Origin of the sequence: Yoonia sp. 208BN28-4, assembly GCF_037543925.1 — a bacterium.
Lineage (GTDB): Bacteria > Pseudomonadota > Alphaproteobacteria > Rhodobacterales > Rhodobacteraceae > Yoonia.
Window position 1 is genome coordinate 224,108 of the sequence record NZ_JBBIFY010000001.1, and the last position, 21,701, is coordinate 245,808.

The window sequence follows — 21,701 nt, forward strand, 5'->3', positions numbered from 1 at the left end:
TCTTCCTCCCCTGAAGTCATGTCTTGGCCTTTGCGGGCTTGCGCGTCCGTGCGGGCTTTTTGCGCGATGGCCTGAATATGATGGTCGACAATGGCGGTAAGGTCAGTTCGGCAGAGTGCGCTTCTCCCATAGCGCTCACGGCCTGTGTTGTGATCTGACCCATGTTGCCACGGCCACCGCCACCATATTCAGTAGCATCGGTATTGATAATCTCGTCCCAAGTGCCTTCAGCAGGAAAACCCACACGATAGCCACTGCGTTCCATCGGCGTCATGTTCACGACCGCAACCAGCGGGTCGTCACCGTCATCACCAAAGCGGGCAAAGGCAAAAACAGAGGCTTGCGTATCCCCGCCTTCAAGCCACTTGAAACCCTCGGGGCGGCAATCGTTCACATGCAGGCCCTTTTCCGCGCGATAGACACCGTTCAGGTCGCGGATCAGCTTTTGCACGCCCGCGTGGCGCGGATCATCCAGCAGGTGCCATTCCAGCTGCTCGCCGTGGTTCCACTCGCCCCATTGGGCAAATTCGCAGCCCATAAAGATCAGCTTTTTGCCCGGATGCGACCACATAAACCCGTAATAGGCCCGCAGGTTGGCGAACTTTTCCCAATCGTTGCCGGGCATCTTTGCGATCATTGATCCTTTGCCGTGCACAACCTCGTCGTGGGAAATCGGCAGCAGGTAATTTTCAGAGAACGCGTAATCAATCCCGAAGGTCATCTTGTGATGATCATAGGACCGGTAGATCGGATCGGCTTCCATGTAGGACAACGTGTCATTCATCCAGCCCATGTTCCACTTGAACCCGAACCCCAGACCGCCGTGGTCCACCGGGCGCGACACACCGGGAAAGGCGGTGCTTTCCTCGGCCACAGTCATGATCCCGTCCACAGCACCGTAGGTGTTGATGTTCATGTTCTGCAAAAGCGCAATCGCTTCGTAATTTTCGCGGCCGCCGTCCTTATTCGGGATCCATTCCCCGTCATTGCGGGAATAGTCGCGGTAAAGCATCGACGCGACAGCATCGACGCGGATGCCATCAAGATGGAATTCCTCCAGCCAATACAGCGCGTTTGACGTCAGGAAATTGGCAACCTCGGGCCTGCCGAAATTGTAGATGTAGGTGTTCCAATCGGGGTGAAAGCCCTCTTTTGGGTCTTCGTGTTCATAAAGGGCAGTGCCGTCAAATCGCGCCAGCCCGTGTTCATCAGCAGGAAAGTGGCCCGGCACCCAGTCAAGCAGCACGCCAATGTCGGCCTCGTGGGCGGCTGTGATAAAGGCACGAAATTCGTCGGGCGTGCCGTGCCGGATCGTGGGCGCATAAAGCCCGATCGGCTGATAGCCCCATGACCCGTCAAACGGATGCGCGGAAATGGGCATCAGCTCGATATGCGTAAAGCCCAGGTCTTTGACGTAAGCGATCAGATCACGCGCCAGTTCGAGGTACGACAGGGGACGCCCGTGATCGACACGGCGCCAAGACCCGATATGGACTTCATAGACACTGATCGGCGCAGAAACATTCTGATGCGCGTCACGCTTTTTCATCCAACTGGTATCGGACCATTCAGGATTTTTGATATTGCGCACGACCGAGGCTGTGGCCGGTGGGTGCTCCGCGCCAAAGCCCATCGGATCGGCCTTTTCCACCGTATCCCCGCCAATGCCGGTCACCGCGTATTTGTAAGCGGCACCCGCCGTGACACCGGGTATGAAAACCTCCCAGATGCCCGACGATCCGCGTGGTGTCATCGGATTTTCAAAGCCGTTCCAATAGTTGAAATCACCAATGACCGAGACGTGCTGCGCATTCGGGGCCCAGACCGCAAAATGCACGCCGTCCACGTTTTCATGGGTCATCACATGCGCGCCCAACGCATGCCAGATGCGCTGATGCTGGCCCGTGCCGATATAGTAAAGATCATCGTCCGTCAGGACAGGCCCAAAGCGCTTGGAATTTTCGCCGCTCTGCATCGCGTCTTTCGTGCTGGCCATTCTTATCCCCGATCCGTTAGTCCGCATGCGCAAATCCCAGCATGGCACGTCTGCGGCATCTTGTCCAAAACTAGCCTGAGATTGCCAATTATCAACGATAACAACCGATCAGGTCACCTGTCGCCGGGGTTGCGTAATAGATCGCGCGGGCAATCGCGCGGCTTAGACAGACCGCCGCCGCATGCCCCAAAATCATCAACGCACCATCATCAATGCAGTCGCCTGATCCGGTGGACAGCGCGAAAATCATATCCCCGTCATAAGGCGTATGCGCGGGCACGATCGCGCGGGCCAAACCGTCATGCGCGGCCACCGACATTCTGTGACATTGCGCCTTGGTCAACGGCGCATCCGTGGCGACGATTGCAATGGTCGTGTTTGATCTATCCGTCGCGGCCAAATGCATGGCATGGCTCTTGCGGCTGTCAGGAAGTTGGAAAATCCCCGCATTAGGGTCTGTTCCGTGGCCGCCGAACTCAGCGTCTAACTCAAACGGTGCTGCCCAGAAGTGCTTGTCGCCCGGTGTTGTGACACTGCCAATCGGGTTGGCTGCGACTAGTGCCGCGACCATGGTGCCGTCGTCCAGTTGCAAGGAGGCAGAGCCAAGTCCACCCTTTTGCATCGCTGCCATGGCACCCGTGCCGGCACCAACCGACCCCAGATCAAACGCAGATTCCGCGCTGTCAAAAGCTGCCCGCCCCAACGCGCGATACGGATTATCATCCCACGCCTTGTCGCCGCCATTCAGAAGATCAAACAGGATCGCACCGGGAACCAAGGGCACGCGGGCGGGGCCAACCGCAAACCCGCGTCCGGCTGCATGCAGGCCGTCCATAACGCCAGAACAGGCGTCCAACCCGAACGCCGATCCGCCAGACAGCACCAGCGCATCAACAGCGGCAACCGTTTTGTCAGGTGCCAGCAGATCGGTTTCGCGTGTGCCAGGCGCGCCGCCCATGACATGGCACGACGCGACGAACGGCGTATCACCTGTCAGGACGGTCACACCCGATTTCAGTGTCTGATCCTGCGCATTTCCAACCCGAAGCCCTGCAATGTCAGTCATCAGGTTCTGAGGCCCAGCTTTCATCATAGCCGATCCAACACGGCCAATTGGGGCGTTTGCACCATCAGATCTTCGCAAAACTCACAGGGCAAAAAGACATCAGATACAGCGGCCACCATCCACCTCCATCGCAACGCCTGTGATCATGCTGGCTTCGTCCGAGCACAAGAAGCATGCTGCATTGCCCATATCCTCAGGCGTGGAAAAGCGCCCGAGAGGGATGGTCGACAAAAACTTGGCCCGCACCTCTGGCGTGTCTTCGCCCATGAAAGACTTCAGCAAGGGCGTTTCGCCAGCCACCGGATTGATCGCATTCACGCGGATACCAGCAGGTGCCAGTTCAACAGCCATGCCGCGCGTGGCGGTAATCATCCAGCCCTTTGATGCGTTATACCACGTCAGGCGCGGGCGGGGTGACACGCCGCCGGTTGACGCGACATTCAGGATCACACCGGCACCACGATCTTTGAAATGCGACACGAATGCCTGTGCGGTCAGATAGACCGACCGGATGTTTACATGGAATACCTTGTCGAAATCCGCGTCCGTCACGTTCTCCAGATCGGTGGGAAGATGGGTCGCGCCAGCATTGTTCACCAGAATATCAAGATGACCATGCGCATCAATCACCGCGTCCCGCATCGCCGTCACACTGGCGCGATCCCCGACATCGCAGTGCTGGGAGGTGCCACCGATCTCTTGCGCGATGACGCTTGCGGCCTCTGCGTTGATATCCGCGACGACCACATGCGCCCCTTCCGCCGCAAACTTGCGCGCGATACCAGCGCCAAAGCCCGACCCGCCGCCTGTCACGATGGCGATTTTGTTGTGCAGTCTCATCCGATCCTCCTACCCGTGCCAGGCCGCGACGGTTTTCAGGGCTGAGAACCCGTAAAGCGCCTCGAACCCCTTTTCGCGGCCATGGCCTGATTTGCCCACGCCGCCAAACGGCAGTTCGACCCCGCCGCCCGCGCCGTAGTTGTTGATAAAAACCTGCCCTGCCTGAAGCCGTTTGGCCAGCCGCATCTGGCGCCCGCCGTCTAATGTCCAAACCGCAGCGACCAGACCGTAATCGGTGCCATTAGCAATCTGAACAGCCTCATCCTCGGTATCAAACGGGATGATGACCTGAACCGGACCGAAAATCTCATCGCGGGCCAAAGCGTGATCAGGTGGCACGTCCTTGAACAGTGTTGGCACGACATATGCACCACTTTCAGGCGCGTTAGTATCGATTTGACCCGTAGCAGCGACGGTCAAATCGGCACCCTGTTCAATGAACCCCGACACAATTTCCTTCTGCCGCTGCGAGATCAGAGGCCCCAGATGGCGGTCATCCTGCGCTGCCCCGACCACTAGCCCGCGATAGGCTTTTGCCATCGCGTCGCACACCGTGTCATAGACGCCGCGCTGCACCAAAATCCGCGACGAGGCAGAGCAGGTCTGCCCAGCGTTCTGGATACCCGCATTCACAAGAAACGGCAGCGCGCGATCAAGATCGGCATCGTCGAACACAAGCTGCGGGGATTTGCCGCCAAGCTCTAACGTGACAGGAACGACATTGCGGGCCGCTGCTGCCTGCACCGCCTCGCCAGTGCGGACCGACCCTGTGAACGACAGATGTTGCATGCCGGGATGCGCGCAAAGGGCGGCACCCGCTTCGGGCCCTGTGCCGTTCACCACGTTCAACGCGCCATCCGGCAATCCCGCCTCTTGCGCGATCGCAGCAAAGGCCAGCGCGGTCAGGCACGCCTCTTCGGCGGGTTTAAGGACGCAGGCGTTGCCCATGGCCAACGCCGCACCGACCGAACGCCCGATAATTTGCATCGGATAATTCCACGGGATGATATGACCCGTGACACCATGCGGTTCGCGCAACGTATAAACGGTATAGCCGTCCAGATAGGGGATGGTTTCGCCCATCACCTTGTCTGCAGCGCCGCCATAAAACTCCATATAGCGGGCAAGCGCCACAGCATCAGCGCGCGCCTGCGTCAGCGGTTTACCGACATCCATCGCTTCAATCTGGGCAAGATCATCAACGCGCTGCAAAACCAGCTCTCCAATCCGCGTGAGGATCCGACCTCTTTCCAACGCGGTCATCGCCCCCCACGCGCCATTCAGGGCAGTGTGGGCGGCTGTGACGGCATGATCCACGTCCTGCGCCCCGCTGCGGGCGATCACACAAATGTCGCTCCCGTCTGACGGGTTGATCAATGGCAGCGTGTCGCCCGTGACAGGCGGCACCCATAACCCGCCGATCAGATTGTGATCGGGCGCGATATTGAAGCTACTCAATGGCATCTGCGGTAACCTTTCCAATGTCTGGCAGAACAGGCGCTGCGGCCAGAAGTTGTTGTGTATAGGGGTGCTGCGGGGCGGTGAAAACAGTGTCTGTTGCACCCTGTTCGACGATTTTTCCGGCCTGCATGACCAGAACACGATCTGTCACGCTGCGCACAACCGACAGATCGTGGCTGATGAACAGATACGATAGTGGCCGCGTCCGGCACAGGTCTGCCAGCAAATCAAGCACCTGCGCTCGTACCGACACATCAAGTGCGGAGACAGCCTCATCAAACACGATCAAGTCCGGCGCCACGATCAGCGCGCGCGCAATCGCGATGCGCTGTCGTTGGCCGCCAGAAAATTCGTGGATGTATTTGCGGGCATCGTCAGGATGCAGGCCGACATCAGTCAGCGCCTTGGCGACAGCGTCTTGTCTGGCCTGCGGCGTCATCGTTGTTTCCAGCAAGTGAAACGGCTCTGCGATCAGACGGTCAACGCGGTGTCGCGGATTAAAAGACCCGTAAGGATCCTGAAACACCACCTGCATCTTGCGCCTGACATGCAGGTTTGGCTGCTTGCCTGTAAAGACCGGATCACCGTCAAGCGTAATAGTGCCACCCTGAATAGGCTCCAGACCCAAAATCGCCCGTGTTAGGGTCGATTTTCCGCAACCGGACTCGCCCACAAGACCCAGCCGTTCGCCACGATGTAAATCGAAACTGACATGATCGACAGCCCGAAAATGGCGCGCCGTTGCAAAGGGCAGTTTCGGCAGGGCGTAATCCCGCACCACATCCTTCACCTGCAAAAGCGGTGCAGGCGGTGGCGGTTCGGGCAGATTAACCTGATGGCCAGAGGCCGCAAAAAGCGCGCGCGTGTAAGGGTGCTGCATGTTGCGCAACAGGTGTTGCGTTTCGCCCTTTTCAACAAGTTGACCGTTTTGCATCACAACAATCCGTTCGGCGAACTGGCTAACCACCGCCAGATCATGGGTGATCATCACCAACCCCATGTCAAACTCATCGACCAACCCGCGCAGCAGATCAAGGATCGTCGCCTGTGTCGTCACATCAAGTGCAGTTGTCGGCTCATCCGCAATCAGCAGTTTGGGCCGCAGCGCAATTGCCATGGCAATCACAACCCGTTGCCGCTGTCCGCCAGACAATTCGTGCGGATAGCGTGTCAGCGGAAACCGTGCGTTGGGCAGACCTACACGTTCCAAGGTCTCCGCTGCCCGTGTCAGTGCCTGTTTCCTCCCCCCACCTTCATGGACAAGGATCGCTTCGGCCACCTGATCGCCGATGGTCTGGACAGGATTCAGGGCCGTCATCGGTTCCTGAAACACCATCCCCATATCATTACCGCGCATTTTGCACAGATCAGGCTCTGGCGTGGTCAGGATGTCGGTGCCATCCAGCAGTACCTTGCCTTTGGCCTTTGACCCACGCGGCAACAGGCCCATGATCGACAGCGCGGTCATGGATTTACCCGATCCGCTCTCTCCCGTAATGGCGACAATCTCACCTTTAGCTACGTCAAAACTGACATCGCGCAGGATAGGTGTGTCGTGAATCGCGAGTGTTAGACCCTGAATTGACAGTAAGCTCATACCCGCGCCACCCGCATTTTCGGGTCAAGCCAGTCGCGCAAACCATCGCCCAGCAGGTTCAGGCCAAGCACCATCAAAACAATCGCCATACCCGGCACAATCGCCGTGTGTGGTGCAAAGCTGACCAGCGTTTGTGCATCGGCCAGCATGCGCCCCCAGCTTGCCGTCGGAGGCTGCGCACCCAACCCGATATAGGACAAAGCCGCCTCTGCCAGAATACCAAGGCTGAACTGGATCGTGCCTTGGACAATCATAAGGTTCGTGATGTTGGGCAGGATATGCTCGTAAGAGATACGGAACGCCGATTTGCCAGACACACGGGCCGCGAGGATGAAGTCACGCTCCCACAGCGACAAAGCCGCAGACCGCGTGAGGCGGGCAAACACAGGAATATTAAAAATACCAATCGCGATGATCGCATTGACCGCCGATGCGCCAAAGACAGCCGTTATCAGGATCGCGATGACAAGTGACGGAAAGGCGAAAATCAGGTCGTTGCCCCGCATGATCACCTCGTCCAGCAGCGTGCCACGCCGCGCCGCTGCCCAAAGTCCAAGCGGGATACCGACACCCATGCCGATCCCCACAGCGACCAAAGCCACTGCGATAGACGTGCGCGCGCCCATCATGATCATCGACACGATATCACGGCCCAGATGATCGGTGCCAAGCCAGTTTACCATGTCCGGCGGATGCAGCTTGTTCGGGATATCAAGCGACCCGATATCATACGGCGTCCAGATGAACGACAGCAGCGAAAGCGCCACAAACGTGCACGTTAGACACGCACCGAGGATCAATCCGCGCTTCATCTTTTGGTCCTCAACCGCGGGTCGACGACCGCATAGGCAAGATCGACGGCAAAGTTCACGACGATGACCAAAAACACCAGAAGCATCACCACGCTTTCCACCACGATCAGATCGCGCGCGCTGATAGATTGAAAAATTAAGCGCCCCAATCCCGGCAGGAAAAACACCTGCTCGATCACGATGCCACCCGCCAGCAGGAACGAAAACTGCAATCCGATGATCGTCAAAACAGGGATAAGTGCGTTGCGTACCGCGTGTTTCCAGAGCGCCTGCCTGCGCGTCAGCCCCTTAGCCCGCGCCGTGCGCATGAAATCCTCGCCCAGCATATCCAGAAGCGATGACCGCATCACCCGCGCGAGGATCGCCGCTTGCGGCAGGGCCAGCGCAATAGCGGGCAAGGTCAGGGCCTTGATGCCGCTCCAGAACCCGTTGTCCCACCCGGGAAAGCCACCAGCGCTGAACCACCGCAGCTTAATCGCGAATATACCAACCATGATCATCGCGAACCAGAAATTCGGGATCGCGACACCCAGCTGTGTGGCCCCCATCACGCCCATATCGCCCACGCTTCCACGGCGCGATGCGGCGTAAATACCGGCGGGAAATGCAATCAAAGTAGACAGTAACAAGGCATAAATGGCCAAAGGCAGCGATACCCAGATCCGGTCCGCGACAATTTCCGAGATCGGCGCCCGATAGGTGTAAGAGGTGCCCAGATCGCCTTGCACCATACCCGTGATCCACGCAAAATACCGCTCGACCTTGCTGACATCGAGGCCAAGCTCCGCCCGCAGCGCCGCCACCGTATCAGGCCGCGCGTTCACGCCAAGCATAAAGGCCGCCGGATCACCCGGCACGATTTCGATCACAACAAAGATGACGATGCTGGCCACGATGAGGCTGACCACGAGCGATACAAAGCGCGAAAGGACGTAGCGCAGCATCAGCCCTCGAGCCCCTTTGCGAATGTCACTTCACCCGCAGGTTCGGGACCTTCAAAATGCACGAACTGAACAATCTCGGCCGGCACATCGCGAAAGCTTAGCTGCCCGTTCGACACAAACCCCATCGGGCCATACACGCGCGGATTACCGATCAGGACCACGCCATGCGCGCCGCGGTCGCGCAACTGGCGAAGCCCTTCGGACGCGAGGGATGAGCCGATCCCTTGGCGCTGTCGGTCCAGTTCAACCGAGATCGGACCAAGCCCATACCAGTGTCTAACATTGGGAATTCCGGCGGGTGAAAAGGCAATGTGCCCGATCACCTTTCCCTCCTCTTCCGCAACCAAGGATAGCGCCAGTTCGCCCTGATCGCGCATCCGGTCAATGCTGCCTGCTTCCGTCCCGTCGCCAAAGGCCATCGGTGCGAAGGCGCGCATCGTCAGGTCGTAGATGAACGGATAATCGGCAGGTACTTCAGGTCGGATCGACATGGGTTGCGTGACTGTATCAATCATGTATCAATCGCACTGTTCTCAGGGCGGGGCGCAATTCCCCACCGGCGGTATGTGTTTACACGAGCCCGCGAGCGCCTTCCCGTGGAAGGGTCTAGCAGATCAGGTGCGATGCCTGAGCCGACAGTGATAGTCTGGATGAAAGAGAACGCGGAGCGACACAGCCTACGGGCTGTGCTGTCCCGTGTGATGCCTTGGGTGACGTGTCGTTTGCAAATCAAGGAGATCATCAATGACACCACCCCGTTTTGCCTTTCTCAAGGCCCGCTGGCACGCCGATATCGTCGATCAGGCGCTTGCAGGGTTTCAGGAGGTCGCGCCCGTCGCAGACAATTTTGACGTACCGGGCGCGTTTGAATTGCCGCTGCTGGCCCAGCGCCTTGCCCACAATTATGACGCCGTGATTTGCGCCGCATTGGTCGTGGACGGTGGCATTTATCGCCATGATTTTGTCGCGCAAAGCGTTGTGCAGGGCTTGATGACTGTGGGCTTGAGCACTGGAAAGCCTGTGCTGTCCGTCGTTCTCACCCCACATCATTTTCAGGAAACCGACCACCATATCAGTGTCTATACAGACCATTTCCGCACCAAAGGGCGTGAAGCAGCCGAGGCGGCGCTGGCCATCACGCAAACCCACGCCGCCCTTTGATCGCGTTGCCCCGGCAAAGCCGCTCTGCCGGGGCAGTGTCACTTACTCGGCCCAGCTGACCATCGTGAGGTCCACAGCCGCTGTCGGCTGGTTCTCCCACAGACCCTGCACGCCCGCCTTGGCGACCGTCGGATAGGCCAGTTCGAACAGATACCCGTTCACATAATCCTCCGAGATGATCGTCTGCGCACGTGCCAGCATTTCAGAACGCATTGCAGGATCAGCTGTCGCCTCAAGCTCTGTCATCAGCGCTTGGAAGTCAGCGTTGTCATACTGGAAATAGTAATCAGGGTTGGCATAAATCCCGATATCCATCGGCTCTGTGTGGCTGACGATCGACAGGCCAAAGTCCTTGTTAGTAAAGACCTCTTCGATCCACTGCGCCCACTCGATATTGCTGATCTCGGCCTCGATCCCAACCTCGCGCAGTTGTGCCGCGATAATCTCGCCTCCGCGACGTGCATAAGACGGCGGTGGCAGCTTCAGCGTTGTCGTGAACCCGTCAGCGAAGCCTGCTTCGGCTAGTAATTCCCGTGCACGCTCAGGATCGTAGGGCGAGTTGGCCAACAGATCGACGTAATCGGGATTGTGTGGCGCAAAATGCGTACCAATCGGTGTGCCATAGCCAAACATCGCCCCGTCGATGATCGCGTCGCGATCAATCGCATAGGCCACAGCCTGACGCACCAGCACGTTATCAAACGGCGGCATCTTGTTGTTGGTGGACAAGATTGTCTCACCCTCGGTGTTGCCCACCAGCACTTGGAAGCGTGGATCGGCTTCGAACTGCGGCAGGTTCTCCGGCGCGGGGAAGCCCGCAAATACATCCACATCCTCGGCCATCACAGCTGCAAAAGCCGCCGTCGGATCACTGATAAAGCGGAAGGTGGCAGACTCTAATGCAGGCGCTTCGCCCCAATAGTTGTCGTTGCGCACCATTTCCAAACGGTCGCCCTGCACCCAGTCGCTGAACATAAACGCGCCTGTGCCAATCGGGTTGGTGGCGTTGCTGTCCGCAGTCTCTGGCGCAACGATAACTGCGTCACCCCACGCCATATTGAACAGGAACGATCCGTTCGGCTGCTCAAGCGTCACGGCAACAGTCAGCGGATCAACCACCTCTACATCTGTGATGCCTGCAAACAGACCCTTCTGGGCGTTTGTGCTGTCCTCGGCCCGCGCGCGATCCAGCGAGAATTTTACGTCCTCGGCGTCCATGTCCGATCCGTCGTGGAACGTCACACCATCACGCAGGGTAAAGGTATAGACCGTCCCGTCCTGGGAAATCTCCCAGCTTTCGGCAAGGCCAGCCACGACGGACCCGTCGCTCATGAACCGCGTAAGACCCTCGAACACGTTGGAGTAAAGCACGCTGTCAATCGCCTGTGCCGCACCGCCTGTCGGGTCCAAATTCGGCGGCTCCAACTGGATTGCAACCGTGATGCTGTGGCCCTCAGCCGCAGCCATGCCCGCAAAAAGCGCAAGCGCGCTTGAGGCAATCAGCCGTGTGGTCAGTTTGTTCATCGTGTCTCTCCCTTGTTTGCGGTCAGTCGGTAGGCAGCAGCAGGGCTGCCAAAGTTCGCGCCATGACCGCGACGCTGTCCATCATATCATCAACGCCGATATATTCATCCGGCTTATGTGCAAGTTCCAGAATTCCCGGCCCATAGGCAATACAGTTCTTCAGCTTGCCAATCCGGTCTATATGTTTCTGGTCGTATGTCCCCGGTGACGCCACGAACTCGGCCTCTTTGCCCATGACCTGCGCAATCTGCGCGGCCACGGTTGCGGCCACAGGCGCATCGCGGTCGGTCATCGATGGCAGCACGCTATTAAGCTCGCGCATGGCATAGTCAAATTTCGGCCTGTCCGCTTTCAACCCGTCAAGTATCCCCGCCACCTCACCACGCACCTCATCCAGTGGCTCCTCCACCAGAAACCGCCGGTCGATCACAATCCGGCAGCTATCAGGCACACAATGCGCAGGCAGTCCGGTAAAATCGTCATCCTGCTCTTTTTGCCCGCCGTGAATGGAGTTGATATTCATCGTCGATTGCCGCGCGCCTTCCGGCACCACAGGCATGTCGGTGCGCCGCTGCGCCATGGCCGGAAACAGATCGCTCTCGAATTTATCCAGCACGGCCCCCATGTGCCGCACCGCGCAATCCCCCAGAAACGGCATGGACCCATGCGCAATCTCACCGAACGTCTCGATCTCAGCCCACCAGCCACCACGATGGCCCAAACACACGCGATCTTTGTTCAGCGGCTCGGGAATGATCACATGCTGCACGCGGGCAGGATCAAAAAACCCCTGCTCTGCCAGATAGGCGACACCGCCATAGCCACCGGATTCCTCATCCGCCGTGCCTGAAATCTCGATCGCGCCATGGAAATCAGGAAAGACCGCCAGAAACGCCTCGCAGGCGACAATGGACGCCGCCAGCCCGCCCTTCATGTCACAGGCCCCGCGTCCGTAGATTTTCCCGTCAATCAATTCGCCGCCAAACGGGTCCGTGGTCCAGCCCTTGCCCACCTCGACCACATCCGTATGCGAATTGAAATGGACGCAGTCGCCCGCGTGCTTTCCCTGACGCCGCGCGACGATATTCCAGCGCGGATAGCGTTCGCTATCACCCGGCGTGCCATGCGCCCGCACCAACTGCGTCTCGAACCCCGAGGCCTTCAGCCGCCGGTCAAGATAATCGCAGATCGCCTGATAATTCTCACCGGGCGGGTTCAGCGTGGGAATTCGGATCAGCTCTTGCGTCAGCGCGATCAGATTATCGCGCCGCCCCGCAATCTCGTCCATCAAAAGGTCCAGATCAGCCATGCCTCACCCTTCCGCAAACTTTGCACAACGTCCAGCCCGCGCGCTTGTATCATTTTGCCAGAAATACTCTCAGGGGGTGCGGGGGATGAAATCCCCCGCCATCGCGACGCATATCATGCGGCGCAAAACCTCAAGCTTCATCCATCCCGCTGGGAATCCACCAATCAAACCCCCGCGCCGTCGTGACATACTCCGGCCAGCGAAAGCCAATGGGCGGATCATAATCACACAGCGGCGGGATCGGATCCTTGGCAGTCCGTTCGACAAACTCAGCCATCGCCGCATCGCGGGCCTCCTTATCCTCCAACAAACGCAACGCTGATACGGCCAGAATTTTCGCCGCCGTCTGCACCATCGGATCAATCGTGGCCGGTATCCCGCCCAGCGCATTCATGACCCACGGCGGATACGGCCCTCCGCGCAAAGCAGGCCGTGCCACGAAAAACCGCGCTGTCGGCGCGTGCCACGTCATATCCGTGTAGTCGTCACTTGTGGAATTGCGTTGCGACGGTGGTAGGTCGCGACGCAGGCAGGCTTCAGCCGCCTGAGGAGCAAGCAACTGTGACATCTCCGGCAAAAACGGATCATCCATCACCGTCATACCTGCGTTTTTCTGCACCTCTTGCGCTACAGCCACAGCCTCGGCCCCGAACGCTGGCGCACCCACGGCCTGCATCGCCTCCCACACCGTCCCCGCAATCGCGTGGTTCGCCAGACCGGGCCGCGATTTACAAACCCAGTGCCTTTCCCAGCGACACCCTGTCATATCAGCCGCAGCCTGCGCATTCCGGTCCAGCGCCGCCGTCACCTGTTCGGCCATCGGAATATCCGGCGTGCGGATCATATATTGCAGCTCCGCCAGACCCGCTGGCAGGTTGTCCGCCGTGGCCTGGCCGTGGGTCAAAACCGCCTCGGACATCGACCAGCCACCCTGATGCGGCAGCATACTGTCGCGCAATGCCTTTGACGCGGTGAACATCATGTTCAGCGCCTCACCCGCCCCCGGCGCGCGCACGGCAGAGTGGCTTTGCGGGATCGGCGTATCGCTCACCCCCCAGTCCTGGGGGGCATCACATATAAAGCGGTAGATCATGGAATACGCCGCACCGCAGTGGGTATCCCAGCGCACCGTGTTACACATCGGCAGCATATAGAACGGATGGAACGACAGGATCGCGGCAAGCCCGTCATAGTACCCCGCTGCCGCGTGGATCGGCTTGGACCCGCGCACCTTCTCTGCAGGCTCCCCCGTAAAGCGCAGCCCGCCTTTGATTCCGTGCTTTTCCATCGCGGCTTTTGTGGCCAGCAATCCGCCCAGCCCCGCTATCCCCAAACCGGAATGTGGATCGGTGTGCCCGCCCGCCTGATACCCCAACCCGTCGCGCGGGGCACGGTGCGTCGCGGCGGCCTGACAGTTGCCGGGCACCGCGTCATATTCCGCATACATCCCGATGACAGGACCGTCCCCGTTTGACCATTCGGCATAAAACGCCGTGGGCATGCCCGCGCTGCCCTCTTCCACCGTGAAGCCCTCTGCGCGCAGCCTGTCGACATACCACGCTGCCGAGCGGTATTCCCGCCAAGCTGTTTCACCAAAGTCAAAAATCGTGGCGCAGTCGTCCGACAACCGCTTTCGCTGATCCTGCACGTGGGCGATTGCGCTGGTTTGTGCTGCTGTCAATTGCGCTGTCATCTGCACCTCTTGTCGTTCCAAAATCGCCCGCATTGACGCCAAGCGAAGGACTTTTCACTTTTATTTGCAAGCAAATCGATAGCTTTGCACAAATTTTAAGGCCAGACTGACCGCACAATTAGTCCAGATGAGGATTCGTTTGACTCCTTGTGACGGGCCAATAGTGTTCGATTGCAAGCGCGCAAAGCGCTGTAACTTTCAAGAAATGCCGAGAGAATACGGCATAAATCACCTGCTGCGGCCCATTCAGGCCAAGGCGTCAAAGATGTGGATCTGCGCACGGGATCACTGCCCGATACAGGCCCGCACACCAAGGGAGACTACGAAATGAAATCCACCATGATGAAAGCTTTGATGGCAACTGCCGCTCTGACGTTCACCGCGAACACAGCAGTTGCAGATGGTCACGAAGAAATCACTGTTGCCTACTTCCTCGAGTGGCCGATGCCATTCCAGTTCGCCAAAGTGAACGGCATGTACGAAGAAGCAATGGGCGCCAAGATCAACTGGGTCAGCTTTGACACAGGCACCGCAATGTCCGCTGCCATGGCATCCGGCGACGTGCAGATCTCTGTATCCCAGGGTATCCCGCCGTTCGTTGTTGCTGCATCCGCAGGTCAGGACATTCAGGTTGTTGACGTGGCTGTATCCTATGCCGAGAACGACAACTGCGTTGTTGCCTCCGGTCTGGAAATCGATGCTGCATCCGCTGGCGAACTGGCTGGCAAGAAAGTTGCCGTACCACTGGGTACTGCTGCGCACTACGGCTTCTTGCGCCAGATGGACCACTTCGGCGTTGATGTCGCCTCGCTTGAAGTTGTTGACATGGCACCGGCTGACGGCGCTGCCGCGATTGCACAGGGTCAGGTCGATATGTCGTGCGGTTGGGGTGGTGCACTGCGCCGCATGAAAGAGCACGGCAACGTCCTGCTGACCGGCGCTGAGAAAGAAGCGCTGGGTATTCTGGTGTTCGACGCGACAACAGCACCTGCTGCGTTTGTGGCCGAGAACCCGGAGATGGTTGCCAAGTTCCTTGAAGTGACAGCAAACGCCAACGCCATGTGGAACGAAGGCTCCATGCGTGACGAGATGCTCGAAGTCATCGCCAATGACGCTGGTATGGACGTGCAGGCCACTGCCGAGACGATTGACACATTCGTGTTCCCATCGGTTGCTGACCAGCTGTCGGCTGCATGGATGGGCGGCAACGCACAGACATTCATGAAAGGCGTTGCAGACGTCTTCGTGGAAAGCGGCTCGATCCCATCTGCACTGGACAGCTATGAGGGTGCGGTAAACGCCGGTCCTCTGATGGCCGTGTCCGAGATGTAATCATACCCTCGCGAGTATGATCCGGCGCGGGGGTCCAGCACCCCCGCGCCACACCACCCAACACGTTCTTTCGCGAATGATGCCAAAGCCGCGCATCCTTTCCGCAAGAATAATACCAAGGGACACCAGTATGGCCGCACTTGAAATTGATAAGCTGTCGATGCGCTTTGACTTGCCCAACGGCACGTCTGTGCAGGCGCTGAAGGACGTGACGATCGACCTGAAAGCGGGCGAGCTTCTGTCCGTCCTTGGCCCGTCGGGCTGCGGTAAGACCACACTTCTCAACATCGTTGCGGGCTTTCTGGCCCCGACCGAAGGCGAAATCAGGCTGAACGGCAAAGCGGTCCACGGCCCCGGCCCTGAACGCGGCATGGTATTCCAGCAAGGTGCGCTGTTTGAATGGATGTCGGTGCGCGAAAACGTGGGCTTTGGTCCCAAGATGAAGGGCACCTCCAAGCAAGACGCCGATAAAGTGGACCACCTGCTGGATGTTGTTGGCTTGCAGGACTTCAAGGAAAAGCAGGTCTACGAACTTTCCGGTGGTATGCAGCAGCGCGTGGCCCTTGCCCGCTGTCTGGCCAATGAACCCGACGTGATCCTGATGGACGAACCGCTTGGCGCGCTGGACGCCCTGACCCGCGAAAAGATGCAGGGTCTGGTGCTTAAGTTGTGGAAAGAAACCGGCAAGACCATCATCCTGATCACGCACTCTGTGGAAGAGGCGCTGCTTTTGGGCGAACGTCTGATCGTCATGGCCCCGCGTCCGGGTCGTATCCATAAGGAATACAACTTGCCATTCGCAGAAATGGGCGTGGGTCAGGACCTGCGCGAAGTAAAGAAGCATCCGCAGTTTGCCGAAACCCGCGAAGAAATCCTCGGGATGATCTGGGATATGGAAGAAGAAATCATGGGCGGAGCAGGTAAATGAGCATTTTCGCAAGCCTTTGGGCAGAACTGGTCGCCGTTCTGCAAACTCTTGTCGCCGCCGCCCCCTATATCATCGGCTATGTGCTGCTGATCCTTGCGGCCGGTATCATCTGGACCTTTGTCAAACGTCTGCTGACACCCAAAAAGGATTATGGCTCACTCAAGACCGTGACCTTTGGTGACGAAAGCGCGGTAACCTCCAACACTGTCGCATCCGTGGTGTCGATTGTGCTGATTTTCGTGCTTTGGGGCGCGTTTACAGGCAGCAAACTGCTACCGGGTTTCCTGCACGCCCCCGGCCCTTATGAAGGCACCGGCACATTCACCTACACGTCGACAGCGCCGGATGGCACGACCGACGACGCCGAAGTGACCGTGCTGGTCTTTCCAACAGGTGAAGACGCCGAAGCGCCCGAGCCCGCCCCCGGTGACGGTTTTGCCAAGAACGACAGCATTGCATTGCAAGTTTATCGCAGCGGCCTTCTGCGCGTGGAAGACAACGACGACATCACCCGCGACGACGGGGCTGTCATCACCGCCATCAATGGCGAAGCGATTGAGCCGGACGGATCGGTCAGAACCGATATCGGCACCATCGGTATGACGGGCAAAGGCACGTTGAACATCCAGCCCGCCACCGGTTGGCAGATGGAGCCGATCTGGCTGCCTGCCCCAGAAGCTGTCTGGAACCGCGTTGTCGAAATCGCCTCTGCCGGTTTCCGCAATTCGACACTCGCCGAACACCTTGGCTTTTCGCTGTTCCGCGTGATCGTTGGCTTTATCCTTGGCGCGCTGGTGGGTATCCCGCTGGGCTATGCTATGGGCCTGTCGGACTGGTTCCGTGGCTGGTTTGACCCGATCGTGGAATTCATGCGCCCCGTGCCACCGCTGGCCCTGATCCCGCTGGTGATTATCTGGGCCGGTATCGGCGAGGTGGGCAAGATCATCCTGCTGTTCCTTGCCGCACTTTGGATCATGGCCATTGCCGCACGCTCTGGCGTGTCGGGTGTGCGCATTTCCAAAGTTCACGCTGCCTATTCGCTGGGTGCGTCCAAGTGGCAGATCATGCGCCATGTCATCATCCCCAACTCCCTGCCCGAGATTTTCACAGGCGCGCGGGTTGCAATGGGTGTGTGCTGGGGCACTGTCGTTGCCGCCGAACTGGTCGCCGCTGAAAAGGGCGCAGGCATGATGATCATGGTCGCCTCAAAGTTCCAGCAAACCGACATCGTTCTGATGGGTATCATCCTGATCGGTATCATCGGCTTTACCATCGACATGCTGATGCGGTGGGTTGAACGCATCCTTGTGCCTTGGAAGGGCAAGGGCTGATCCACCCGACATAAGAATCGCAAAGAGGCCCGGCAAACTGTCGGGCCTTTGGCATTTCTGGGGTCAACCAGACTAACGCATACATTAATGCATACGTCAAAGAGGCGTTAACATTCTGTTTAATAGGTAATTTTGTTATGCGCGACCTTCTTAATGCGTAACAAAGCACAATCAACACTAGCGCGACCCATCTAAATCAGTAGGCTTACCCCATGTTCGCCCAAAATAAGGGCGGCGACACATGGGAGGAAATGAATATGAACCGCTTTATCGCGGGCGCAGTTGCTGCGACCGTATCACTTGCCGGCGCTGCGTCTGCGCAAGAAACACTCGAAATGACATCGGCCTTTGGTAAAAACCTGCCGATCCTTGGCACCGCGGGTGTCGATTTTGTCGAAAAGATTAACTCGATCTCCAGCGAAGTTGAATTTGAACACTTCGATCCAGGTGAGCTTGTCCCGACGCTTGAAGCGCTTGACGCTGTCTCCAACGGCTCGATTGACGCGGCCTACACCACTGCCGGTTACTGGCAGGGTAAAATCCCGTCCGCATCGCTGTTCGCTGCTGTGCCGTTTGGCCCCGAAGCTGGCGAATTCCTCGCTTGGATGCTTTATGACGACGGCCACGAGCTGTTCCAGGGCATGTATGATCAGGCCGGTTATGACGTGCACGTGCTGCCATGCGGTATCATCGCGCCCGAAACTTCCGGTTGGTTCAAGAACGAAATCAACTCAATCGAGGACCTTGAAGGTCTGAACATGCGCTTCTTTGGCCTTGGTGCCGAAGTGATGCAGCGTCTGGGCGTGTCCACATCGCTTCTGGCGGCTGGCGACATCTTCCCTGCGCTTGAGCGTGGTGCGATTGATGCAACAGAATTCTCCATGCCGCTGATCGACGCGCGCTTGGGCTTCTACAACATCGCCAAGTACAACTACTTCCCCGGCTGGCACCAGCCCGCGACAATGTTCGAACTGCTTGTGAACAAGGACGTCTGGGAAGATCTGGATGAGGTTGCCCAAAACCAGATCGAAGTGGCCTGCCTTGCCAACATCACAACGAACTACGCCGAAGGCGAAGCGCTGAACTATGCCGCGATGGTCGACAACACCGAAAACAACGGTGTGACGATCAAACAGTGGCCGGTTGAGATGCTGGACCAGTTTGAAAGCGCTTGGGGCGAGGTTGCAGCAGAGCTTGCCGCCGAGGACGAGTATTTCAAGATGGTCTGGGACGATCTGCAGGAATTCCGCGACGGCTATAAGGTCTGGTCGGATAACATCTACCTGCCACGTCCGCGCAACTAAGCGACAGACGTTATAAAATAGGTATCGGGGCGGCCTTTGGGCTGTCCCGTTACGCACTTGGGTTGGGCATCTGTGACCGTATGGCGGTTGCGCAGACAGGGCGAAAATCATGCAAAATATTGAACCCGCGACAACAGTCGAAGAGGTTGCGGCGATCACCGATCCCGGTGAGGCCAATCGTGCAAACCACAACTGGGGCGACCGCGTGATCGTGCACATCAGTAATCTCTTTGCATGGTTCTTCCCGATTCTGATGATCGCTATTTGCAGTCAGGTCGTTTTGCGCGGCATTGGCATGAACCAAGCCTGGCTGGATGATCTGCAATGGTGGCTTTACGGCGCGGCCGTGCTGGTTGGCGTGGGATACGCCGTGACGACCAACAGCCACGTGCGCGTTGATATTTTCTATGACCACTACGATGAGCGCAAAAAGCTGCGCACCGAAATTTTCGCAATCGCGTGGCTGTTCCTGCCGTTCATCATCCTGTGCTGGGACGTGACGGCCGCTTATGCCGTTGCCTCTTTGGTGGCAGACGAAGGCTCTGACAGTCCGAACGGATTGCATAACCTGTGGGTTCTCAAGATTTTCATGAACCTCAGTTTTGTGTTTATCGCCTTTGCCTGCTGGTCGGCCTACGTGCGCTATCTGACGCGGCTGACCACACCGACCCTGTTCCGCAAGCTGCTTTATGCGCTGCCCAGCACGTTCTTCATCATCAACATGATCGTGTTCCGACTGGTCTGGTCTTTCACATGGCTGACCGCCGAAGACGGCGCAACCTCACGCGATATCAGTCGCGCCCCCATCTTTGATGCATGGGAGCCTGGCCGCTACGAAATCGCCTATACCGCACTGATCAGTGTCGCGGTGACCCTTGTCGTGCTGATTATCGCACGCGCCCTTCAACCCAAGACAGAAGGGTAAGCGCAAATGCCGTCATTCATCGGACAATACCTGACCATGAACGAACTGGCCGTGATGGCCATGTTCTTTACCTTTATCTACATGCTGTTTCGCGGGATTCCCGTCGCGATGGCGCTGGTCGGTGTCAGCCTTGTGTTTGTGCTGATTGCCGAACTGTTCCTCGATCCTCTGCGCGGCTTGTGGGACGACATTATCGACTTTGATCGCACGGGCATCGACTACCAGAAACTTCAGGTTCTGTCGGGCCGTCTGTTTGGCAACACGGTCAAGAACCCCGTGTTGGTGGCGCTACCGATGTTCATCTTCATGGGGTTGATGCTGGATCAATCCGGCGTGGCCCAACGCATGATGCACGCGATGCAAAAACTGTTCGGCAGCCTGCGCGGTGGTCTGTCGCTGACCGTGCTGCTGATCGGGATTATCCTTGCCGCATCCACTGGCGTCATCGGCGCATCCGTGACCCTGCTGGGGGTGATGGCCCTGCCCGCGATGATGGCGCAGAACTACTCCAAGCCGATCGCCACAGGCACCATCGCCAGTGCAGGCACGCTGGGTATCCTGATCCCGCCGTCGATCATGCTGGTGATCATGTCCGACCAGCTTGCCATTTCGCTGGGCGATCTGTTCATGGGCGCGCTTTTCCCCGGCTTGCTGCTGGGCGCGCTTTATATCATTTTCATCGTGATCTACGGCATCATCAGCCCCAACAGCATGCCCGCGCCGGAGAAATCCGACGAGGTCGGCTGGCCCGTCGTCAAAGAAGTCCTGCTCGCCGTGATCCCGCCGATGTTCCTGATCCTGCTCGTTCTGGGATCAATCTTTGCAGGCGTGGCTACGCCGACCGAAGCCTCGGGCCTTGGCGCCTTGGGTGCCACGTTGTTGGCACTGCTGAACCGCAGGCTGGATTTCAAAACGCTGAAAGAGGTGAGCCGCTCAACGCTGAACACCTCTGGCTATATCGTGGGCATCTTTCTGGCTGCGAACTTCTTTGCGTTGATCTTGCGCCGTTATGGCGGGGACGAGATCGTCGAACACATGGTTCTGTCGGTCTTCGAAGACCCCTACATGATCGTCCTGTTCATCCTGTTCATCGTGTTCCTGCTCGGCTTCCTGCTGGACTGGATCGAAATCACGATCATCATCATGCCGCTGATGTTGCCGATTATTGTGGGGCTCGACCTTGCGATTCCGGGCTTTGATCAGGTGCGTGATCCATCGGTTGTCTGGTTTGCGATCCTTGTAGCGGTGACGTTGCAAACGTCATTCCTGACCCCGCCTGTGGGCTTTGCGCTGTTCTATCTCAAAGGTGTCTGCCCGCCCGGTGTTACCATCGGCCACATCTATCGCGGCGTGATCCCGTTTGTGTTGTTGCAGCTTCTGGGCCTGTTCATCGTGTTCCAGTTCCCTTGGCTGGTAACGTGGCTACCCGCCGTGGCCTACGGAAACTGACACTGCTTTGAAGACCCCCTTTTTCTAGA

At 58.1% G+C, this 21,701-nt stretch carries 17 protein-coding genes, 1 pseudogene and 1 riboswitch; of the genes and pseudogenes, 7 read left to right on the forward strand and 11 right to left on the reverse strand.

Annotation, left to right across the window (positions count from 1 at the left end):
- Window positions 1-16: 16 nt before the first annotated feature.
- The 8 genes from glgB to V8J84_RS01150 all read right to left on the reverse strand — a co-directional run bounded on the left by glgB (window position 17) and on the right by V8J84_RS01150 (window position 9,231).
- Complete coding sequence (gene glgB, locus V8J84_RS01115) at window positions 17-1,996, reverse strand: 1,4-alpha-glucan branching protein GlgB (RefSeq protein WP_339927720.1); 1,980 nt, start codon at window positions 1,994-1,996, stop codon at window positions 17-19.
- Window positions 1,997-2,087: 91 nt separating this feature from the next.
- Window positions 2,088-3,086, reverse strand: a complete 999-nt coding sequence (locus V8J84_RS01120; RefSeq protein ID WP_339927722.1) for a P1 family peptidase — start codon at window positions 3,084-3,086, stop codon at window positions 2,088-2,090.
- A gap of 75 nt (window positions 3,087-3,161) precedes the next feature.
- Window positions 3,162-3,902, reverse strand: a complete 741-nt coding sequence (locus V8J84_RS01125; protein ID WP_339927724.1) for a glucose 1-dehydrogenase — start codon at window positions 3,900-3,902, stop codon at window positions 3,162-3,164.
- A gap of 9 nt (window positions 3,903-3,911) precedes the next feature.
- Window positions 3,912-5,366: an aldehyde dehydrogenase family protein gene (locus V8J84_RS01130; RefSeq protein WP_339927726.1), complete on the reverse strand. Its 1,455-nt coding sequence runs from the start codon at window positions 5,364-5,366 to the stop codon at window positions 3,912-3,914.
- The gene (locus V8J84_RS01135; protein WP_339927728.1) at window positions 5,353-6,960 is read right to left on the reverse strand and encodes an ABC transporter ATP-binding protein; all 1,608 of its coding nucleotides are present in this window, start codon (window positions 6,958-6,960) and stop codon (window positions 5,353-5,355) included. The genes V8J84_RS01130 and V8J84_RS01135 overlap by 14 nt, the downstream gene beginning before the upstream one ends.
- Window positions 6,957-7,772, reverse strand: coding sequence for an ABC transporter permease (locus V8J84_RS01140; protein WP_339927730.1), 816 nt, complete (start codon window positions 7,770-7,772; stop codon window positions 6,957-6,959). The genes V8J84_RS01135 and V8J84_RS01140 overlap by 4 nt, the downstream gene beginning before the upstream one ends.
- Entirely contained in the window at window positions 7,769-8,716 is a 948-nt protein-coding gene (locus V8J84_RS01145; protein ID WP_339927732.1) for an ABC transporter permease, read from the reverse strand. Before V8J84_RS01145 ends, V8J84_RS01140 begins: the two co-directional genes overlap by 4 nt.
- Window positions 8,716-9,231 carry a GNAT family N-acetyltransferase gene (locus tag V8J84_RS01150; RefSeq protein ID WP_339927734.1) on the reverse strand — a complete coding sequence of 172 codons (516 nt, stop codon included), beginning with the start codon at window positions 9,229-9,231 and terminating at the stop codon, window positions 8,716-8,718. Before V8J84_RS01150 ends, V8J84_RS01145 begins: the two co-directional genes overlap by 1 nt.
- 10 nt (window positions 9,232-9,241) lie before the next feature.
- A riboswitch (FMN riboswitch) is annotated at window positions 9,242-9,382 on the forward strand.
- A gap of 75 nt (window positions 9,383-9,457) precedes the next feature.
- Here V8J84_RS01150 and V8J84_RS01155 point away from each other — a divergent pair.
- A pseudogene (locus tag V8J84_RS01155) lies at window positions 9,458-9,877 on the forward strand (6,7-dimethyl-8-ribityllumazine synthase); the annotation flags it as partial.
- A gap of 42 nt (window positions 9,878-9,919) precedes the next feature.
- Here V8J84_RS01155 and V8J84_RS01160 read toward each other — a convergent pair.
- The 3 genes from V8J84_RS01160 to V8J84_RS01170 all read right to left on the reverse strand — a co-directional run bounded on the left by V8J84_RS01160 (window position 9,920) and on the right by V8J84_RS01170 (window position 14,436).
- The gene (locus tag V8J84_RS01160) at window positions 9,920-11,401 is read right to left on the reverse strand and encodes an ABC transporter substrate-binding protein (RefSeq protein ID WP_339927738.1); all 1,482 of its coding nucleotides are present in this window, start codon (window positions 11,399-11,401) and stop codon (window positions 9,920-9,922) included.
- A 22-nt stretch (window positions 11,402-11,423) separates the two neighbouring features.
- Window positions 11,424-12,710: an acetylornithine deacetylase/succinyl-diaminopimelate desuccinylase family protein gene (locus V8J84_RS01165; RefSeq protein WP_339927740.1), complete on the reverse strand. Its 1,287-nt coding sequence runs from the start codon at window positions 12,708-12,710 to the stop codon at window positions 11,424-11,426.
- A gap of 130 nt (window positions 12,711-12,840) precedes the next feature.
- Entirely contained in the window at window positions 12,841-14,436 is a 1,596-nt protein-coding gene (locus V8J84_RS01170) for an amidohydrolase (protein ID WP_339927742.1), read from the reverse strand.
- 321 nt (window positions 14,437-14,757) lie between these two features.
- Between V8J84_RS01170 and V8J84_RS01175 the strand changes: the two genes are divergently transcribed.
- The 6 genes from V8J84_RS01175 (at window position 14,758) to V8J84_RS01200 (ending at window position 21,672) form a co-directional block, all read left to right on the forward strand.
- Window positions 14,758-15,735 (forward strand): taurine ABC transporter substrate-binding protein, encoded by a 978-nt coding sequence (locus V8J84_RS01175; protein ID WP_339929044.1) that lies wholly within the window; start codon window positions 14,758-14,760, stop codon window positions 15,733-15,735.
- A 130-nt stretch (window positions 15,736-15,865) separates the two neighbouring features.
- The gene (locus V8J84_RS01180) at window positions 15,866-16,663 is read left to right on the forward strand and encodes an ABC transporter ATP-binding protein (protein WP_339927744.1); all 798 of its coding nucleotides are present in this window, start codon (window positions 15,866-15,868) and stop codon (window positions 16,661-16,663) included.
- Window positions 16,660-17,994, forward strand: a complete 1,335-nt coding sequence (locus tag V8J84_RS01185; protein WP_339927746.1) for an ABC transporter permease subunit — start codon at window positions 16,660-16,662, stop codon at window positions 17,992-17,994. The genes V8J84_RS01180 and V8J84_RS01185 overlap by 4 nt, the downstream gene beginning before the upstream one ends.
- Window positions 17,995-18,251: 257 nt before the next feature.
- A complete protein-coding gene (locus tag V8J84_RS01190) occupies window positions 18,252-19,298 on the forward strand; it encodes a TRAP transporter substrate-binding protein (protein WP_339929046.1) in 1,047 nt (348 codons plus the stop codon).
- A gap of 109 nt (window positions 19,299-19,407) precedes the next feature.
- The gene (locus V8J84_RS01195) at window positions 19,408-20,223 is read left to right on the forward strand and encodes a TRAP transporter small permease subunit (RefSeq protein WP_339927748.1); all 816 of its coding nucleotides are present in this window, start codon (window positions 19,408-19,410) and stop codon (window positions 20,221-20,223) included.
- Between the two features lie 6 nt (window positions 20,224-20,229).
- Entirely contained in the window at window positions 20,230-21,672 is a 1,443-nt protein-coding gene (locus V8J84_RS01200) for a TRAP transporter large permease (RefSeq protein ID WP_339927750.1), read from the forward strand.
- Window positions 21,673-21,701 lie beyond the last annotated feature (29 nt).

Coding starts and splice junctions, on each gene's coding strand:
- V8J84_RS01175 (WP_339929044.1), top strand. CDS start 14,758: ATGGCAACTGCCGCTCTGACGTTCACCGCGAACACAGCAGTTGCAGAT.
- V8J84_RS01150 (WP_339927734.1), bottom strand. CDS start 9,231: ATGATTGATACAGTCACGCAACCCATGTCGATCCGACCTGAAGTACCT.
- glgB (WP_339927720.1), bottom strand. CDS start 1,996: ATGGCCAGCACGAAAGACGCGATGCAGAGCGGCGAAAATTCCAAGCGC.
- V8J84_RS01185 (WP_339927746.1), top strand. CDS start 16,660: ATGAGCATTTTCGCAAGCCTTTGGGCAGAACTGGTCGCCGTTCTGCAA.
- V8J84_RS01160 (WP_339927738.1), bottom strand. CDS start 11,401: ATGAACAAACTGACCACACGGCTGATTGCCTCAAGCGCGCTTGCGCTT.
- V8J84_RS01120 (WP_339927722.1), bottom strand. CDS start 3,086: ATGAAAGCTGGGCCTCAGAACCTGATGACTGACATTGCAGGGCTTCGG.
- V8J84_RS01130 (WP_339927726.1), bottom strand. CDS start 5,366: ATGCCATTGAGTAGCTTCAATATCGCGCCCGATCACAATCTGATCGGC.
- V8J84_RS01140 (WP_339927730.1), bottom strand. CDS start 7,772: ATGAAGCGCGGATTGATCCTCGGTGCGTGTCTAACGTGCACGTTTGTG.
- V8J84_RS01170 (WP_339927742.1), bottom strand. CDS start 14,436: ATGCGGGCGATTTTGGAACGACAAGAGGTGCAGATGACAGCGCAATTG.
- V8J84_RS01200 (WP_339927750.1), top strand. CDS start 20,230: ATGCCGTCATTCATCGGACAATACCTGACCATGAACGAACTGGCCGTG.
- V8J84_RS01165 (WP_339927740.1), bottom strand. CDS start 12,710: ATGGCTGATCTGGACCTTTTGATGGACGAGATTGCGGGGCGGCGCGAT.
- V8J84_RS01145 (WP_339927732.1), bottom strand. CDS start 8,716: ATGCTGCGCTACGTCCTTTCGCGCTTTGTATCGCTCGTGGTCAGCCTC.
- V8J84_RS01125 (WP_339927724.1), bottom strand. CDS start 3,902: ATGAGACTGCACAACAAAATCGCCATCGTGACAGGCGGCGGGTCGGGC.
- V8J84_RS01135 (WP_339927728.1), bottom strand. CDS start 6,960: ATGAGCTTACTGTCAATTCAGGGTCTAACACTCGCGATTCACGACACA.
- V8J84_RS01195 (WP_339927748.1), top strand. CDS start 19,408: ATGCAAAATATTGAACCCGCGACAACAGTCGAAGAGGTTGCGGCGATC.
- V8J84_RS01190 (WP_339929046.1), top strand. CDS start 18,252: ATGAACCGCTTTATCGCGGGCGCAGTTGCTGCGACCGTATCACTTGCC.
- V8J84_RS01180 (WP_339927744.1), top strand. CDS start 15,866: ATGGCCGCACTTGAAATTGATAAGCTGTCGATGCGCTTTGACTTGCCC.